The organism is Bradyrhizobium tropiciagri, assembly GCF_001189845.1.
Lineage (GTDB): Bacteria > Pseudomonadota > Alphaproteobacteria > Rhizobiales > Xanthobacteraceae > Bradyrhizobium > Bradyrhizobium tropiciagri.
The window spans coordinates 55,957-73,147 of the sequence record NZ_LFLZ01000037.1; the positions used below are offsets into that span (position 1 = coordinate 55,957).

Annotated in this window: 10 protein-coding genes and 3 pseudogenes; 5 read left to right on the forward strand and 8 right to left on the reverse strand. The window is 64.9% G+C overall.

The features are described from left to right. Positions 1–160 precede the first annotated feature (160 nt). A pseudogene (gene gltB / locus AKN84_RS26335) lies at positions 161–4,895 on the forward strand (glutamate synthase large subunit). Between the two features lie 138 nt (positions 4,896–5,033). Beyond that, positions 5,034–6,490 (forward strand): annotated as a pseudogene (locus tag AKN84_RS26340) (glutamate synthase subunit beta). 244 nt (positions 6,491–6,734) lie between these two features. Here AKN84_RS26340 and AKN84_RS26345 read toward each other — a convergent pair. Together AKN84_RS26345 and AKN84_RS26350 are read right to left on the reverse strand one after the other, a co-directional pair. Continuing rightward, the gene (locus AKN84_RS26345) at positions 6,735–7,718 is read right to left on the reverse strand and encodes a HEPN domain-containing protein (RefSeq protein WP_050423483.1); all 984 of its coding nucleotides are present in this window, start codon (positions 7,716–7,718) and stop codon (positions 6,735–6,737) included. Positions 7,719–7,763: 45 nt separating this feature from the next. Then, positions 7,764–9,449, reverse strand: coding sequence for an outer membrane beta-barrel protein (locus tag AKN84_RS26350; RefSeq protein WP_050423484.1), 1,686 nt, complete (start codon positions 9,447–9,449; stop codon positions 7,764–7,766). A 240-nt stretch (positions 9,450–9,689) separates the two neighbouring features. Here AKN84_RS26350 and AKN84_RS26355 point away from each other — a divergent pair, with 240 nt between their 5' ends. Then, positions 9,690–10,697 (forward strand): KpsF/GutQ family sugar-phosphate isomerase, encoded by a 1,008-nt coding sequence (locus AKN84_RS26355; RefSeq protein WP_050423485.1) that lies wholly within the window; start codon positions 9,690–9,692, stop codon positions 10,695–10,697. A gap of 61 nt (positions 10,698–10,758) precedes the next feature. Here AKN84_RS26355 and AKN84_RS26360 read toward each other — a convergent pair whose 3' ends face one another. Beyond that, on the reverse strand, positions 10,759–11,298 hold the full coding sequence (locus AKN84_RS26360; protein WP_050423486.1) for a carboxymuconolactone decarboxylase family protein: 540 nt from the start codon (positions 11,296–11,298) through the stop codon (positions 10,759–10,761). An 89-nt stretch (positions 11,299–11,387) separates the two neighbouring features. Between AKN84_RS26360 and AKN84_RS26365 the strand changes: the two genes are divergently transcribed. After that, the gene (locus AKN84_RS26365) at positions 11,388–11,723 is read left to right on the forward strand and encodes a winged helix-turn-helix transcriptional regulator (protein WP_050423507.1); all 336 of its coding nucleotides are present in this window, start codon (positions 11,388–11,390) and stop codon (positions 11,721–11,723) included. On the opposite strand, the gene AKN84_RS26370 is transcribed toward AKN84_RS26365, so the two are convergent. The 3 genes from AKN84_RS26370 to hemH all read right to left on the reverse strand — a co-directional run bounded on the left by AKN84_RS26370 (position 11,720) and on the right by hemH (position 14,647). Further along, complete coding sequence (locus tag AKN84_RS26370; RefSeq protein WP_050423487.1) at positions 11,720–12,166, reverse strand: NfeD family protein; 447 nt, start codon at positions 12,164–12,166, stop codon at positions 11,720–11,722. The genes AKN84_RS26365 and AKN84_RS26370 overlap by 4 nt on opposite strands. A 255-nt stretch (positions 12,167–12,421) precedes the next feature. Beyond that, positions 12,422–13,426: an SPFH domain-containing protein gene (locus tag AKN84_RS26375; protein WP_050423488.1), complete on the reverse strand. Its 1,005-nt coding sequence runs from the start codon at positions 13,424–13,426 to the stop codon at positions 12,422–12,424. A 183-nt stretch (positions 13,427–13,609) separates the two neighbouring features. Then, complete coding sequence (hemH, locus tag AKN84_RS26380) at positions 13,610–14,647, reverse strand: ferrochelatase (RefSeq protein ID WP_050423489.1); 1,038 nt, start codon at positions 14,645–14,647, stop codon at positions 13,610–13,612. Between the two features lie 112 nt (positions 14,648–14,759). Between hemH and AKN84_RS26385 the strand changes: the two are divergent. Next, positions 14,760–15,157 (forward strand): annotated as a pseudogene (locus AKN84_RS26385) (MAPEG family protein). Positions 15,158–15,407: 250 nt separating this feature from the next. Here AKN84_RS26385 and AKN84_RS26390 read toward each other — a convergent pair. Both AKN84_RS26390 and AKN84_RS26395 read right to left on the reverse strand, forming a co-directional pair. Continuing rightward, positions 15,408–16,556, reverse strand: coding sequence for a nickel/cobalt transporter (locus AKN84_RS26390; RefSeq protein ID WP_162240905.1), 1,149 nt, complete (start codon positions 16,554–16,556; stop codon positions 15,408–15,410). Next, a complete protein-coding gene (locus tag AKN84_RS26395) occupies positions 16,553–17,188 on the reverse strand; it encodes a DUF1007 family protein (RefSeq protein ID WP_050423508.1) in 636 nt (211 codons plus the stop codon). The genes AKN84_RS26390 and AKN84_RS26395 overlap by 4 nt, the downstream gene beginning before the upstream one ends. Positions 17,189–17,191 lie beyond the last annotated feature (3 nt).

Below are 17,191 nucleotides of genomic sequence, written 5' to 3' on the forward strand. Positions count from 1 at the left end.
GAATGCTGCAGACAGGGCCGTCCCCTAGGGGACGTTGAAACGCCCGTCGTCTGAATTTAGGAAAATGCGGCTCGCGGCGGACGAGCGGTGGCCCGGTGGGTGCCGCAACGTCCAAGGTGCGCCAAATAGGGTGAGGCCCCTTACGCAAGGGAGAGGACACATGAGCGGGTCGGAATTCGAGCGCGAAATCATCGTGGCAGGTGCGCTGTCGGCGACCGCGGACTCGAAAGCCGCCGAACCCGCGCGTGAGCTGCATACATGGCGTCCTGAAGCCGAAGGCCTGTTTGATCCGAGCCTGGAAAAGGATTCCTGCGGCGTCGGCTTCATCGCCAACATCAAGGGCCAGAAGTCGCATCAGATCGTCTCGGACGCGCTGAGCATCCTGTGCAACCTCGAGCATCGCGGCGCCGTCGGCGCCGATCCGCGCGCTGGTGACGGCGCCGGCATCCTGGTGCAGATCCCGCACACCTTCTTCGCGCGCAAGACCTCCGAGCTCGGCTTCAAGCTGCCGCAGCCCGGCGAATACGCCATCGGCGCGCTGTTCATGCCGCGCGATGCCGCGTGGCGGAACGTGATCAAGAGCATCATCGCCGACGAGATCAAGAACGAGGGCTTCAAGCTGCTCGGCTGGCGCGACGTGCCCAGTGACAACTCCTCGCTCGGCGTCACCGTGAAGCCGACCGAGCCCTACCACATGCAGGTCTTCATCGGCCGCAATGGTGCGGCCAAGAACGAGGACGATTTCGAGCGCCGGCTCTACATCCTGCGCAAGTCGATCTCGCAGGCGATCTACCAGCGCCGCGACCGCGGCATGGCGGGCTACTATCCGTGCTCGTTCTCGTGCCGCACCGTGATCTACAAGGGCATGTTCCTCGCCGACCAGCTCGGCAAGTACTATCCCGACCTGCACGAAGCCGATTTCGACAGCGCGCTGGCGCTGGTGCATCAGCGCTTCTCGACCAACACCTTCCCGACCTGGTCGCTGGCGCATCCCTACCGGATGATCGCCCATAACGGCGAAATCAACACGCTGCGCGGCAACGTCAACTGGATGGCGGCGCGGCAGGCTTCGGTGCATTCCGAGCTCTACGGCAAGGACATCAGCCGGCTGTGGCCGATCTCCTATGAAGGCCAGAGCGACACCGCCTGCTTCGACAACGCGCTCGAGTTCCTGGTGCAGGGCGGTTACTCGCTGCCGCATGCCGTGATGATGATGATTCCGGAAGCGTGGGCCGGCAATCCGCTGATGGATGAGCAGCGCCGCGCCTTCTACGAATACCACGCCGCGCTGATGGAGCCGTGGGACGGCCCGGCCGCGATCGCCTTCACCGACGGCCGCAAGATCGGCGCCACGCTCGACCGCAACGGCCTGCGCCCTGCGCGCTATCTCGTCACCAAGGACGACCGCATCGTGATGGCGTCCGAAATGGGCGTCTTGAAGATTCCTGAGGACCAGATCGTCACCAAGTGGCGGCTGCAGCCCGGCAAGATGCTGCTCGTCGATCTCGAGCAGGGCCGCCTGATTCCCGACGACGAGATCAAGGCCGACCTCGCCAAGAGCCACCCCTACGCCGACTGGCTGCATCGCACCCAGATCCAGCTCGAGGAGCTGCCGGATGCGCCGGCCAAGGGCGTGCGCTCCAACCTGCCGCTGCTCGATCGCCAGCAGGCGTTCGGCTACAGCCAGGAAGACATCAACATCCTGATGACGCCGATGGCGTCGACCGGCGAGGAAGCCGCCGGCTCGATGGGCAACGACACGCCGATCTCGGCGCTGTCGGACAAGCCGAAGCAGCTGTTCACCTACTTCAAGCAGAACTTCGCGCAGGTGACCAACCCGCCGATCGATCCGATCCGCGAGGAAATCGTCATGAGCCTCGTCTCGATCATCGGGCCGCGGCCGAACCTGTTCGACCTCCAGGGCGTCGCCTCGACCCAACGCCTCGAGGTGCGGCAGCCGATCCTGACCGACACCGACCTCGAAAAGATCCGCTCGATCTCCGACGTCGCCGAGACCCACTTCAAGTCGCGCACGCTCGACACCACCTTCCACGCCGGCTTCGGCGCGGCGGGCATGGAGCAGGTGCTCGATGAGCTCTGCGCGCGCGCCGAGGGCGCGGTGCGCGAGGGCATCAACATCATCATCCTGTCGGACCGCATGACCGGCACCGACAGGATCCCGATCCCGTCGCTGTTGGCCTGCGCCGCCGTGCATCACCATCTGATCCGCACCGGCCTGCGCACCTCGGTCGGCCTGGTCGTCGAATCCGGCGAGCCGCGCGAAGTGCATCACTTCGCCTGCCTCGCCGGCTACGGCGCCGAGGCGATCAACCCCTATCTCGCGTTCGAGACCATCCTCGCGATGAAGGACCGGCTGCCCGGCGCGCTCGACGACTACGAGATCGTCAAGCGCTACATCAAGTCGATCGGCAAGGGCCTGCTCAAGGTGATGTCCAAGATGGGCATCTCGACCTACCAGTCCTATTGCGGCGCGCAGATCTTCGACGCGGTCGGCCTCAAGGCGGACTTCGTCGCCAAGTATTTCGCCGGCACCCATACCCGCATCGAAGGCGTCGGCCTCGGCGAGATCGCCGAGGAGACCGTGCGGCGCCACACCGACGCGTTCGGCGACGGCCAGATCTACAAGAGCGCGCTCGATGTCGGCGGCGAATATGCCTACCGCACCCGCGGCGAGGACCATGCCTGGACCGCGGAATCGGTCTCGACCCTGCAGCATGCCGTGCGCGGCAACTCGCAGGAGCGCTACCGCGCGTTCGCCAAGATCCTCAACGAGCAGTCCGAGCGTCTGCTGACGCTGCGCGGCCTGTTCCGGATCAAGGGCGCCGAGGACGACAAGCGCAAGCCGGTCAAGCTCGAGGACGTCGAGCCGGCCAAGGACATCGTCAAGCGGTTCTCGACCGGCGCGATGTCGTTCGGCTCGATCTCGCGCGAGGCGCACACTACGCTCGCGATCGCGATGAACCGGATCGGCGGCAAGTCGAACACCGGCGAAGGCGGCGAGGAGTCCGACCGCTTCAAGCCGATGCCGAACGGCGATTCGATGCGCTCGGCGATCAAGCAGGTGGCCTCGGGCCGGTTCGGCGTGACGACGGAATACCTCGTCAACTCCGACATGATGCAGATCAAGATGGCGCAGGGTGCCAAGCCCGGCGAAGGCGGCCAGCTGCCCGGCCACAAGGTCGACGCGACGATCGCGCGCGTGCGGCACTCGACGCCGGGCGTCGGCCTGATCTCGCCGCCGCCGCATCACGACATCTACTCGATCGAAGACCTCGCCCAGCTGATCTACGACCTCAAGAACGTCAATCCCGACGGCCAGGTCTCGGTCAAGCTGGTGTCCGAGGTCGCGTCGGCACGGTTGCCGCCGGCGTCGCCAAGGCGCGCGCCGACCATGTCACCATCGCGGGCTTCGAGGGCGGCACCGGTGCCTCGCCGCTGACCTCGATCAAGCATGCCGGCTCGCCGTGGGAGATCGGTCTTGCCGAAACCCATCAGACGCTGGTGCGCCAGCGGCTGCGCAGCCGCATCGCGGTGCAGGTCGACGGCGGATTCCGCACCGGCCGTGACGTCGTGATCGGTGCGCTGCTCGGCGCCGACGAGTTCGGCTTCGCCACCGCACCCTTGATCGCGGCGGGCTGCATCATGATGCGCAAGTGCCACCTCAACACCTGCCCGGTCGGCGTCGCGACCCAGGATCCGGTGCTGCGCAAGCGCTTCACCGGCCAGCCCGAGCACGTCATCAACTACTTCTTCTTCGTCGCCGAGGAAGTGCGCGAGATCATGGCGCAGCTCGGCTACAAGAAGTTCGACGACATGGTCGGCCAGGTCCAGATGCTGGACCAGACCGCGCTGGTCTCGCACTGGAAGGCCAAGGGCCTCGATTTCTCCAAGCTGTTCGTGCGGCAGAAGGAGGAGAAGGGCCAGACGATCTATCACTCGGAGAGCCAGAACCATCATCTGGATGCCGTGCTCGACCGACGGCTGATCGAGCAGGCGCAAGCCGCGCTCGACCGCGGCGCGCCGGTCAAGATCGAGGAAGAGATCAACAACACCGACCGTTCCGCCGGTGCGATGCTGTCGGGCGCGGTGGCCAAGATCTACGGCCATGCCGGCCTGCCGCTCGACACCATCCATGTCGGCCTGAAGGGCACGGCCGGACAGGCGTTCGGCGCCTGGCTCGCCAAGGGCGTCACCTTCGAGCTCGAGGGTGAAGGCAACGACTATGTCGGCAAGGGTCTCTCGGGCGGCTGCATCATCGTCAAGCCGCCGAAGATCTCCGGCATCGTGCCGGAAGAATCGATCATCGTCGGCAACACCGTGATGTACGGCGCGATCGCGGGCGAGTGCTACTTCCGCGGCATCGCCGGCGAGCGCTTCGCGGTGCGCAACTCCGGTGCGGTCGCGGTCGTCGAAGGCGCCGGCGACCATTGCTGCGAATACATGACCGGCGGCATCGTGGTGGTGCTCGGCAAGACCGGACGCAACTTCGCGGCCGGCATGTCCGGCGGCATCGCCTATGTGCTGGACGAGACCGGAGACTTCACCAAGCTCTGCAACCTGTCGATGGTCGAGCTGGAGCCGGTTCTGTCGGAGGAGATGATCAACGCCGACACCTACCACCACTCCGGCGATCTCGAGGCGCATGGCCGGGTCACGTGTTCCAGAACCTGCTCGACTCCGACGTGGAGCGGCTGCATGTCCTGATCACCCGTCACGCCAAGCTGACCGGCTCGAAGAAGGCGGCGGAGATCCTCGCCAACTGGAAGGCCTGGCTACCGAAATTCCGCAAGGTGATGCCGGTGGAGTACCGCCGCGCGCTGAAGGAAATGAAGGCCAACGCCGACGCCGAGCCGAAGATCGCGATCGGCGCGTAAGTCACGACCACGCGTCATTCCGGGGCGCGCCAGGCGCGAACCCGGAATTGCGCAAAACCACTTCGAGACTTCGGGTCTGTGCCCCGCGGCACAGCCCGGAATGACGGAACAACTGAGATGCAGGGGCATCGGGTTTCAATGGGTAAGATCACAGGTTTTCTCGAGATCGAGCGGCATGACCGCAAGTACGAGCCGGTCGCCGATCGGCTCAAGAACTTCAACGAGTTCGTCATTCCGCTGAGCGAGAAGGACACGCGCGACCAGGCCGCGCGCTGCATGAATTGCGGCATCCCCTATTGCCACGGCACCGGGTCGGTCCAGCCGGGCACGCCGGGCTGCCCGGTCAACAACCAGATCCCCGATTTCAACGACCTCGTCTATCAGGGCAACTGGGAAGAGGCCTCGCGCAACCTGCACTCGACCAACAACTTCCCCGAGTTCACCGGCCGCATCTGCCCGGCGCCATGCGAGGCGTCCTGCACGCTGAACATCGACGACAACCCGGTCACCATCAAGACCATCGAATGCGCGATCGTCGACCGCGCCTGGGACAATGGCTGGCTGAAGCCGGAGATCGCCGCCGAGAAGACCGGCAAGAAGGTCGCCGTGATCGGCTCGGGCCCCGCGGGCCTCGCCGCCGCGCAGCAGCTCGCGCGCGCCGGCCATGAGGTGCATGTCTACGAGAAGTTCGCCAAGGCCGGCGCCTGCTGCGCTACGGCATTCCAGACTTCAAGATGGAGAAGGGCATCATCGACCGCCGCGTTCAGCAGATGGAAGCCGAAGGCGTCACTTTCCATTACGGCAAGGCGGTGGGCGGCTCCACGCCCGGCGCGATCGATCCGCAGGAGCTCGCCAAGCAGTATGACGCCGTGGCGCTGACCGGCGGCGCGGAAGCCCCGCGCGACCTGCCGATCCCGGGCCGCGACCTCGCCGGCATCCATTTCGCGATGGACTTCCTGCCGCAGCAGAACCGCCGCGTCTCCGGCGAGCCGCTGAACGGCGCCGCCGACATCCTCGCCGGCGGCAAGCATGTCGTGGTGATCGGCGGCGGCGACACCGGTTCGGACTGCATCGGCACCTCGTTCCGTCAGGGCGCCAAGTCGGTGACCCAGCTCGAGATCATGCCGGCGCCGCCCGAGCACGAGAACAAGGGCGTGACCTGGCCGAACTGGCCGCTGAAGATGCGGACCTCGTCGAGCCAGGCCGAGGGCGCCGTGCGCGAATACGCAGTGCTGACGCAGAAGTTCGAAGGCGTCGACGGCAAAGTGACAAAACTGCATTGCGTCAAGGTCGACGACAAGTTCAAGCCGCTGCCCGGCACCGAGTTCACGCTCGACGCCGAGCTCGTGCTGCTGGCGATGGGCTTCGTCCATCCGGTGCACGAGGGCCTGCTCAAGACGCTGGGCGTCGAGCTCGACCAGCGCGGCAACGTCCGCGCCTCCCTGCACGACTACCAGACCTCGCGCGCGAAGATCTTCTCGGCCGGCGATATGCGCCGCGGTCAGTCGCTCGTGGTCTGGGCGATCCGCGAAGGCCGCCAGTGCGCGCGCTCGATCGACAGCTTCCTGATGGGCAAGACCGACCTGCCGGGGTGAGTGCCCCGGCCGTTGCGCCGAACTAAATCTCACAAACTCGACTGTCATCGCCCGCGAAAGCGGGCGATCCAGTATTCCAGAGACTTCTGCGATTGGACGGATAGGTCGCGGCGCATTGGATGCCCTGCCTTCGCCGGGCACGACGAGCTTTCGCAGCGGCAAGGCCGCGTAGCCTCAGCAACTCGCTACCGCAACTGCGCGCCGAGACGCGAACGGCATGGTGAGCAGAGTCGGGGCGTTCGCGTTATACAGCCGCCCCCAGAGATCGTCCTTTCTCCTGTTCGATGAGGCCACTTTCCACAAGAGCAAGCGCAAGACCCCTCGATTTCAGACCTATCTGCTCAATCACAATATCCCAGAAAAAGAGTTGCAATAAGCGCTCCTGATACGAACGAAGTGTATGGAAGCTGCCTTTGTGGAACAGTCCATGCCTAATGGCTTCGATTTCCTTGAAGAGTAATTTTTCGTCAGCGAATGACTTATTCCTTTGTCCGTAGGAAGCGGAAAGCTTGGTGCGAATTGCATCACTTTTTCCGCCAACAAGTATTTCTAGTGCGATCCAATACGATGAAAACTTGAAAGCCTCATCTTCCTCGCCAAGCGCCATATCGAAGAACTTGCATGCTCGTTCAAGCCGCGTGCGATACTGCGTTTGTTGCAACGCGAGCCTGCCGGAAATTTCTGCCATGAGTGCCGGATCGACAATTCTAAAGAGGTCACTGAGCAGCGGCATACGGATTGTAGGCCCAGACAGCGAAACAATGCCGTTCTCGTCGAAATCGAAGTTGGCCACCCAGCTATAGCTCGACAATCTTCCAAACGGCAACGCAAGATAAGCCTTGAGAAAGCTGATAGACTCGAACGCCTTCGCGTAGCTCGTTTCCGAATCATATCGTTCCGCCGGCGAAATCAGCGCAAGATAGTTGCAGTCGGGAAGTTCGGCCTTCGATAAGTGATGGTGAAGCTTCAATCGCCCATCTTCAACCGCCATCACCACGTCAATTCGATTACTAACAAGCGGTGCGAGCTTGCCAAAGAGCATCGTCGCCGGATGCGAATTTGGAAACGACTGTCTGCGAATTCCAACATTGGCCGCAAGATCCGCAAATTGCTCCGGGTCCGGGATTATGACGCTGAATATCTTTCCATGAAAATATCTGAATGAGGGATCACTGTCCGCGAAGCTCTTTGCCACATCGGCGAGCGAAATCGTCTGGGTCTCCGGCATAGTCGCAAATCCACATTGGAATACAGTGGGCGCTTCTTTGGGTGGTCAGTTCTGCACCCGCACGCCGAGCATCACCACCGTCGACGCCGAGCTCTGTCCCGGCTGGTTGGAATCCAGCCAGTCGCGGCGCAGCGTGCCCTTGATCCAGAGGCTGCGCGTCATCTTGTAGATCAGGTCGCCCGACAGCGAGTAGATCTTGTCGGTGCGGTTGTCGCCCTGGTAGTCGAGCGTGCCGTAGGTGAACTTGCCGATGCCGGTCAGCCAGCGGCGGAAGTCGTGGTCGACCTCGACGGTGTAGGTGCGCGACAGCACGCCGGAGGTGCCCGGCAGCGTGGTCTCGCCGAGCTGGGTGTCAGAATAGAACTTTGCCGTGGTCAGCGGCGTCGCAGTCCAGGTCAGCGAGGCCGTGGTGAGCAGGCCTTCGAGCCGGCTGAGCCGCGGGTCGACATAGTCGCGCGCCGCATAGCCGATCGAGACCTCGCCGAACAGCAACCGGGTGAACTCGAACGACGTACCGACTTTGGCGTAACCGCCCGACGAATTGCGCGCGTAGCCGTTGCGGTCGAGATAGAGATCGTGGAAGCGGCTGTCGCCCTCCACCTCGACGAACGGCTTCACGGCCGGATTCAGCTCATAGCTCAGGCGGCCGACGCCGCCATATTGGGTGAAGTTGCGGTCGTCGTTCGATGACGAGGTGCCGTCGGTGAGCTTCGACCATTGATAATCGGTGCGATCGACCGTGCCGCCGAGCGAGACCTGCATGCGGTTGAAATGCTGGTCGATGCCGAAGGTGCCGCCGACCGTAGAGTAGAGCGGATATTTGGCAAGGCCCGCCTGCACGTTCGGGCTGCCCGGATTGTCGGTCGAGACCAACAGGCGGGCCTGCGCCGTCAGATGCGTGTCCTTCGACACATCGAGACGGCCGTCGATATGGCCGGTGAAGTTTGGACGGTCGATGTCGAGCGGCGCCGACAGCGGCGTGTCGTCAATCGGCGTGAGCTGGGAGCCGTAGCCGGTGAAGGAGCCGCGCAGATCGGCGACGACGGCGTGACGCTCCCAGTCCGACATCGCGACGAATTCCGGCGCGACCATGTAGAACGCCTTGCCCTGCGGCGAATTCAACCGGCCCGGATTGGTGTCGTAGCCGGCCATCACCTCGACCGCGGTCTTGACCATGAACGAGCCGGCGTAGTCGCCGACCGCGCCGAACGGATCGTCGTCGATCTTGAGCCGCCTGCGCGGCGGCTGGCCGACGATGGTGCCGGCCATCGCCGGCGGCACCGGCGGCTTGCTGGCGGTCTCCGACGGCGGGATCGACAGCCGCAGCTGCCCGGCCGCGGTCAGCGGCGGCGCCGTGGGCACCGGCGAGCCGGGTCCCGGCGGCGGCTTCGGCTTGGCCTGGCCCGGATAATATTTCGGCTTCAGGCGCTTCCGATTGAGCGAGTCGTAGCCTGATGTCGAAGCGCCGTTGGCGGCCGGAAGACCGTAGGTCGGGACCTGTCCCACGCGCTCCGACGTGGATGTCGATGACGGCGACGCACGCCGGCTGGGATCGGCGTCCGGCAGCTTCAGGCCGTTGAGCGGATCCATGGCGTCGGCCGTGGTCCGGCGCAGCGGCGAATCCGGCGTAATCACCTGGCTCTGCCGGTTCGGGCTGAACAAATCCGGCGTCACGGTCTGGGCGTTGGCGAGCCCCGACGTCGCAGCGAACGCAAGGCATGGCAAAACCACGCGAACGGGGCGTCCGCGCCGATTTGGGCCGCTTGCTGGCCGCCGCCACACGATGGAAATACCCCAACGAATTCATGCACTTGACGTACGCATTTCGCCGGGCGGCGAAAAACGTCGTTAATGGAGTTAAAACAATTATGGTTAATGAGCCGTTGAGGATCCGCCGCCGCGCGTCGCATCGCGGAATCGAACGTGCTAAGGGAGACGCCCGGGTGCAAAACCCCTCCCCTGGAATCCGAAATGGCCAAACCGAAACCGCTGATGACCAAATCATCCGGCCCCGATGACGGCGCTGTTCAGTCGGCGCTCCGCACCCTCGATGCCGAGGCAAGCGGCGTCGCGGCAATCTCCGCGGCACTCAAGTCCGACCTCGGCGCGCCGTTCACCGCGGCGGCCGAGTTGATCTGCAAGGCCAAGGGACGGCTGATCGTGACCGGGCTCGGCAAGTCCGGCCATATCGGCCGCAAGATCGCTGCGACCTTCGCCTCGACCGGCACGCCGGCGTTCTTCGTCCACGCGGCCGAAGCGAGCCATGGCGACCTCGGCATGATCACCGCCGAGGACGTGATCCTCGCGCTGTCATGGTCCGGCGAGCAGCCGGAGATGCGCAATCTGATCGCCTATGCGGCGCGCTTCGGCATTCCGCTGATCGCGATGACCGCCGACAAGGATTCGACGCTGAGCAAGGCCGCCGACGTGCAGCTGACGCTGCCGAAGGCCCGCGAGGCCTGCCCGCACAACCTCGCGCCGACAACGTCCTCGCTGATGATGCTGGCGCTCGGCGATGCCTTGGCGATCGCGCTGCTCGAGGGCCGCGGCTTCACCTCGACCGATTTCAGCGTGCTGCATCCGGGCGGCAAGCTCGGCGCGCTGCTGAAATATGCCCGCGACCTGATGCACAGCGGCGACGCGCTGCCGCTGAAACCGCTCGGCACCAACATGTCGGATGCGCTGGTCGAGATGACCTCCAAGGGCTTCGGCTGCGTCGGCATCGTCGACAGCCACGGCCATCTCGCCGGCATCGTCACCGACGGCGATTTGCGCCGGCAGATGCGCCCGGACCTGCTGACGCTGTCGGTCGACGAGGTCATGACCAGGACCCCGAAGACGATCAGCCGCGACACGCTGGCCGGCGAAGCGCTGGAATTGCTCAACGCCTCGAAGATCACGACGCTGATCGTGACCGATGCGAAGAAGCCGGTCGGCATCATCCATCTGCACGATCTGCTGCGCGCGGGCGTGGCGTAAACAGAACTCTTTCAATTCGTCATTCCGGCGCGCGCCTCTTGGCGCGAGCCCGGAATGACGCTCACTTCGGAAACCGCGCCGCGGTCGCTTCCAGCGGCAGGGCCAGCGCGTTGGCGAGGTAGGAGACGGTGCGGTAGAAGCCGCACAACAGGATGATCTCCAGCACCTGATCGTCGTCGTAGTGCGCCGACAGCGCGGCATATTCCTGCTCGCTCAACGTCGCGCGCGCATGCAGCGCGTCGACCGCCGCGATCATCGCCTGCTCGGCCGGCGACCAGCAGCCGGCATCGGCCGCACCATGCACGGTGGCGTGGACCTGCTGCTCCGATAGCCCGGCGGCAGCGCCGAATGCCGCGATATGCATGCCCCATTCATATTCGCATGCATTGAGCGCGCAGGTACGGTCGATCACGATCTCCCGCTCCCGCAAGGGGAGCGGCCCGCGGTCCAGCAGGCTACCGCCGCGAAACTTCTCCCAGGCGCGCGGATGGCCGGCCATCATTCGGAACAGCACCAGCGGCGGCTTGCCGCGCATGATGCGGTCGAAATGCTGTTGAACGTCCGCCGCATAGGGCGGATCGAGCGGCGCGATGCGTGACATGGGCTGATCCCGTTGCTACATTTAATGTAGCGCAACGCTACAATATCTGTAGCGGTATGCAAAGAGAGATTCAAGGGGGGATGGGCGACATGCCGAAGCAGGTTCCAGCGACAAGACCCGGCGTCCGCGGCTCGCGGAGCGGCCGCCCGATCATGGCGCTGCTGGATCTGCTGGGCCGGCGCTGGACCTTGCGCATCGTCTGGGAGCTGCGCGAAGGCGCACTGACCTCGCGCGCGCTGCGCACCGCCTGCGACGAGGCCTCGCCGACCATCCTGCAAACGCGATTGACCGAGCTGCGCGAGGCCGGGTTCGTCGAGCTGACGGACGATGGTTACAGCCTTACCGCGCTCGGCCGCGAGCTGTTTGCGACCTTCACGCCGCTCCATCGCTTCGCCGAACGCTGGAGCAAGCACGCAAGCAGCTAGACCGCGGCCACCGTCAGGCTGGCGCCGTCGGCGCGCACCACCTTCACCCGGCTGCCGGCCGGCGCATCGGGGCCGGCGACACGCCAGATCGTGTCGTCGATCCGCACCGTGCCTGAGCCGTCGATGATCGGCTTCTCCAGCGTGAATTCGCGGCCGACCAGGGCTTCGTTACGGCGATTGAGGAACGGGTTGCTCTTGCTGGCCGCGGTCGCGCCCTTGGCAAAATGCCGCCACGCCGGCACCGCCAGCGCGGCGAACACCGCGAACATCAACAGCTGCATCTGCCAGGAGGGCGTGAACACGAACGACAGCAGGCCGACCACGAGCGCCGCGAGCCCGAGCCAGAACAGGAACACCCCGGGCGCCGCGAGCTCCAGCGCCATCAGGATGAAGCCGAAGATCAGCCAGTTCCAGGTACCCAATGTCGAAAACATCTCGGCCATGACGTGACCTCTAGGTGCCTCCACAGCGGAGGTGCGCTCCCTCTCCCAGCCTACTCGGGTTTACCCGAGTTGGCCCTCCTGCAATTGTCGAAGTCGGATATATCCGACTTCGACTGGGAGAGGGTTGGGGTGAGGGGTTGCGGTCTCTCCGCGGAGAGAGACCCCTCACCCGGATTGCATCCGTCGATGCAATCCGACCTCTCCCACAAGGGGAGAGGTGAACTGAATACGCCCGCAGGATCGCGCCTCACGCCGTCACCGCTGCGGCGGCACCGGCGGTGGCGGCGTCGGACCTGCCGGCGGCACGGAGCCGCCGCGCCGCGCCGCAGCGGTTGCCGATGCCGCGCTCTCGCCGAAGGTGGCGCGGGCGATCTCGCCGATACCGGCGAGCGAGCCCAGCACGCTCGAGGTTTCGATCGGCAGCATCAGGACCTTCTGGTTCGGCGACTCCGCGAGCTGGCCGAACGCCTTGATGTACTTGTCGGCGATGAAATAGTTCAGCGCGGCGACGTCGCCCTTGGCGATCGATTCCGACACCATCTGGGTCGCCTTGGCCTCGGCTTCGGCGAGACGCTCACGAGCCTCGGCGTCGCGGAAGGCGGCCTCGCGGCGGCCCTCGGCCTGCAGTATCTGGCCCTGCTTGGCGCCCTCGGCGCGCAGGATCTCGGACTGCCGCTGGCCCTCCGCCTGCAGAATGTCGGCGCGCTTGACGCGCTCGGCCTTCATCTGCCGGCCCATCGCCTCGACGAGGTCGGCCGGCGGCACGATGTCCTTGATCTCGATGCGGTTGACCTTGACGCCCCAGGGCGACACCGCGGCATCGACCACGCGCAGCAGCCGCTCGTTGATCTCGTCGCGATGCGACAGCACCTGGTCGAGATCCATCGAGCCCATCACCGAGCGGATGTTGGTCATGGTCAGCACGGTGATCGCCTGGTTGAGATTGGCGACCTCGTAGCTCGCCTTCGCGGCATCGAACACCTGGTAGAACGCGACACCATCCACCGTCACGGTGGCGTTGTCCTTGGTGATCACCTCCTGCTCGGGGATGTTGATCACCTGCTCCATCATGTTGATCTTGCGCCCGATGCGATCGAAATACGGCACGATCAGATTGAGGCCGGGCGACAGCGTGCGGGTGTATTTGCCGAACCGCTCGATGGTCCAGTCAAAGCCCTGCGGAACGGTCTTGATCCCGGCGAACAGCGTGACGATGACGAGAAGAACAAACGCAATCGCGAAAATGTCGAAGCCAGTCATAAAGTCCTCCAGGGCCGGCGAGACCGTCGCCGGGCGCGGTCGTGCATTGGTCGGCAGGACCGCCGCGCCGGTTCAGCCGGCTGTTCTTCTACCTAGCACATGGGAAGCTGCTGCGAGACTACCAGATGCAAATGAATGGCTGTGTCCGCTGTCACCGATCGTTAACAATCAGCTCCAGCCTTATTAGATCCAGCCCTGAAGCTCGCGCAGCACGAGCTGGCGGATCACGTCCATGCCGCCGTCGCTGTCGTTGAGGCAAGGGATGGCCGCGAACTGCTCGCCGCCATTGTGCCGGAAGATCTCGGCATTCTCCTGCGCGATCTCCTCCAGCGTCTCCAGGCAATCGGCGGAGAAGCCGGGCGTGACCACGGCCATTCGCCGCACGCCGTCCCCGGCCAGCTTCTCGACCGTCTTGTCGGTATAAGGTTGCAGCCACTCGGCATTGCCGAAGCGCGACTGGAAGGTGAGAAGCAACCGCGAGGCATCGAGCCCGAGCCGCTTGCGCAGCGCGTTGGTCGTGGCAATGCACTGCGCCTGATAGGGATCGCCCTTGTCGACATACTCCTTCGGCATGCCGTGGAACGAGGCGAGGATCACCTCGGGTTGGAACGGCAGCGTCGCAAGATGCGCATTGATCGAGACCGCCAGCGCCTCGATGTAATCGGGATCGTCGTAGTAAGGCGGCGTCACCCGCAGGATTGGCTGCGCACGCATGCCGGCCAGCACGCGAAACGCTTCGTCGCAAACGGTCGCCGACGTCGCCGCGGAATATTGCGGATAGAGCGGCACCAGCAGCAGCCGGCCGCAGCCCTGCGCCGCCAGCGCTTCGATGCGCTGCTTGATCGACGGATTGCCGTAGCGCATCGCCCAGTCGACCACGACATGGTCGTGATCGGCGATCGCCTCCGCCAGCTTGTCGGCCTGCGAGCGCGTGATGGTCTTCAGCGGCGACTCGTTCTTCTCGGTGTTCCAGATCTTCAGATAATCGCGCGCCTTGCGGGCCGGGCGGACGCGCAGGATGATGCCGTTGAGGATCAGCTTCCAGACGAGGCCCTGATCCTCGATCACCCTGGGATCGGACAGGAATTCCTTGAGGTAGGCCCGCACGCCCACGGCATCCGCCGTATCCGGCGTGCCGAGATTGACCAGCAGAACGCCGACGCGCTCCGGCTTCGGCGCTGCGGCGGGCTTCGCGCTCTCGAACGGGATCACCGTGCTCATGATGGCTTTGCGCTTGGTCCTCGCCTGGGGGCTTTGGGCTTCGCGCGTTGCTCCAACCTTGTCAAGCCAAGCGCCGGTTGGCTACGTTCCGCTCCGTGAATGGGGAGGAACCATGACGATCGCCGAATGGTGCGTCTTCGGGACGCTGCTGCTCTCACTGCTGACGATCGTGTCGGTGAAATGGGCCGGCATCCGCGGTTTCGACAATTCGAAACCTCGCGATCCCGATTTCTACGACGACCCGATCCGCTCGCGCGCGCTCGGCGCCCACCAGAACGGCCTCGAGGCTTCCCGTTCTTCGCCTTTGCCGTGCTGCTCGCCGAATTCCGCGTCGGCCCGCTGCGGCTGATCGACGAGCTCGCCGTGCTGTTCCTGATCGTGCGGATCGCCTACGTCTTCACCTATATCGGCAACCGCCCGACGCTGCGCTCGATCCTCTGGAGCATCGGCTTTGCGATCAACATCGCGATCTTCCTGCTGCCGGCGATCAGGGGATATCTGACGAGCTGAATTGCCTCTCTCCCCGCCTCCGTTCTTGCGTAAGGTGAGTACGCTGGTCAGGCTCCCTCTCCCCTTGCGGGAGAGGGTGGGGAGAGGGGTGGCCCCGGGCGAGATGTACGAGGGCGAGCAAAGCTCTATCAACCGACATCTCGCTCGCCGCCCAGTAAGCGCTCACACCTGACAAGCAGCGGAGCAAGCGGCACCCCTCTCCCTACCCTCTCCCGCAAGGGGAGAGGGAACCCTCGCAGGGATGCGTCCCTCACTCAGGAGACTGCAAGCGGGGCGAGGTGACTTCAAAGACACGTCGCCCGTTCGCCGCGACATAGCCGAACAGCAGGCCGAGGCCGAACAGCAGCACGAGCGCGGCGGCGGCGAACTCCAGGCCGCGCATGATCACCATGCCGCCACCGTCGCGCGCGCCGCTGAGCCGCTCGGCCACGCCGCGCGCCGACACCGCAACCAGCGCGATCGCCGCCACCGTGATGGCGGTGCCGAGCCCCATCACGAAGGTCGCGGCAATGCCGGCCCAGAACAGGCCCTGCGCCAACGCGAACACCAGCACCAGGATCGCGCCCGAGCACGGCCGGATCCCGACCGTGAGGATCGCACTGAGGCCGCGCCGCCAGCCGCCGGGACCGGCGAGCTCGGCCAGCGTCGGTCCATGCGAATGGCCGCAATGCTCGTCATGGACATGGTCCGCGTCATGGCCGTGGCCATGATCGTGATGATGGTCGTGATCGTCATGCGCATGGCGATGATGGTGATCATGGCCATGGTCGTGGTGAGCGTGACCATGGTGATCGTGACCGTGCTGCTGTGCGCCGGCCATCGCCAGCGCCGGACGCGGCAGCCGGAGCGCGCGGAGGAAGCCGCCGCCCTTGACCCAGACCAGCCGGGCGCCGAAGGCTGCGATCAGCGCGTAGCTGGCGATCTCGATCGCCTTCTCCGCCCCGCACATCGTCTTCGCCGTCGCATTGAGCAGCCAGGCGCAGACACCCACGATCAGAACGGCGACCAGCGACTGCATCAGCGCCGAGGCGAACGACAGCACGATGCCGCGCCGCGCGGTCTCGCGATTGGCGACCATGTAGGACGAGATCACCGCCTTGCCGTGGCCGGGACCTGCGGCATGGAAAATCCCGTAGGCAAACGAGATCGCGAGCAGCGTCCATACCGCCGAACCGTCGGATTTCGCAGCGCGGATGGTCTGCGACATCTCGCGATAGAACTCCGACTGTTTTGCCAACAGCCAGCCGACCAGCCCGCCCTGCGGCTCCGCTGCGCGCGGCGCGCCAAACGGATTTTGCGCCAGCAGCGCATGCACCGCGCCATCGAGCACCGCGAATGCCGCGAGCACCGCAGCAGACACGGCGAGGCCGCGCATCGCGCGCGAGGCGATCGGCGTCATGGGCAATCCACCGTGATCTTGTTGGCGAACATCATGCCGAAATTGGCGTTGCCGCCGTCGAGGAAGTTCTGCTCGCCGAGCTTCTGGGCGGCGGCGGAGCCGTCGTTCGGCCGCTCGAACTGCATCTTGCAGTCGGCGGCGGCGCCGACGAGCTTGACCGGCTCCTTCTCGGCGAACTGGAAGTCGATGAAATAGGTCGGGTCGAACACTTCGAGCGAGAGCTGCCTGGCCTTGAACGGCGTCTTCACCGGCAGGGTGAAGTGCAGCGTCAGCGCCGAGTCCTTGTATTCGAGGAAGTAGTCGACCGGCTCGGTGAACTTCTGCTTCTTGCCGTCGCCCTTGGCGAAGGTGAAGTAGGCGTATTCCTTCAGCGACTCGACATTGGTCTGCGCCAGCGGCGCCAGCTCCTCGCGGCTGTAGGCGCCTTTCACCTTGGTCTCGAGGCCCTGCAACGCGTAGGTCGAGAACATGTCGTCGAAGGTCCAGGCGTGGCGGACCCCGGTGATGGTGCCGTCAGGCGCGTAGATCAGCTCGCTCTTTGCGACGATCCAGACATGCGGATGCGCCTCGGCGGCCGCCGTGCCGAGCACGCCGGACACCGCAAGCACGAACCCGGCGATCAGCCGGTTCAGTGA

Coding starts and splice junctions, on each gene's coding strand:
- AKN84_RS26345 (WP_050423483.1), bottom strand. CDS start 7,718: ATGCCGGAGACCCAGACGATTTCGCTCGCCGATGTGGCAAAGAGCTTC.
- AKN84_RS26355 (WP_050423485.1), top strand. CDS start 9,690: ATGGCCAAACCGAAACCGCTGATGACCAAATCATCCGGCCCCGATGAC.
- AKN84_RS26360 (WP_050423486.1), bottom strand. CDS start 11,298: ATGTCACGCATCGCGCCGCTCGATCCGCCCTATGCGGCGGACGTTCAA.
- AKN84_RS26365 (WP_050423507.1), top strand. CDS start 11,388: ATGCCGAAGCAGGTTCCAGCGACAAGACCCGGCGTCCGCGGCTCGCGG.
- AKN84_RS26370 (WP_050423487.1), bottom strand. CDS start 12,166: ATGGCCGAGATGTTTTCGACATTGGGTACCTGGAACTGGCTGATCTTC.
- AKN84_RS26375 (WP_050423488.1), bottom strand. CDS start 13,426: ATGACTGGCTTCGACATTTTCGCGATTGCGTTTGTTCTTCTCGTCATC.
- hemH (WP_050423489.1), bottom strand. CDS start 14,647: ATGAGCACGGTGATCCCGTTCGAGAGCGCGAAGCCCGCCGCAGCGCCG.
- AKN84_RS26390 (WP_162240905.1), bottom strand. CDS start 16,556: ATGACGCCGATCGCCTCGCGCGCGATGCGCGGCCTCGCCGTGTCTGCT.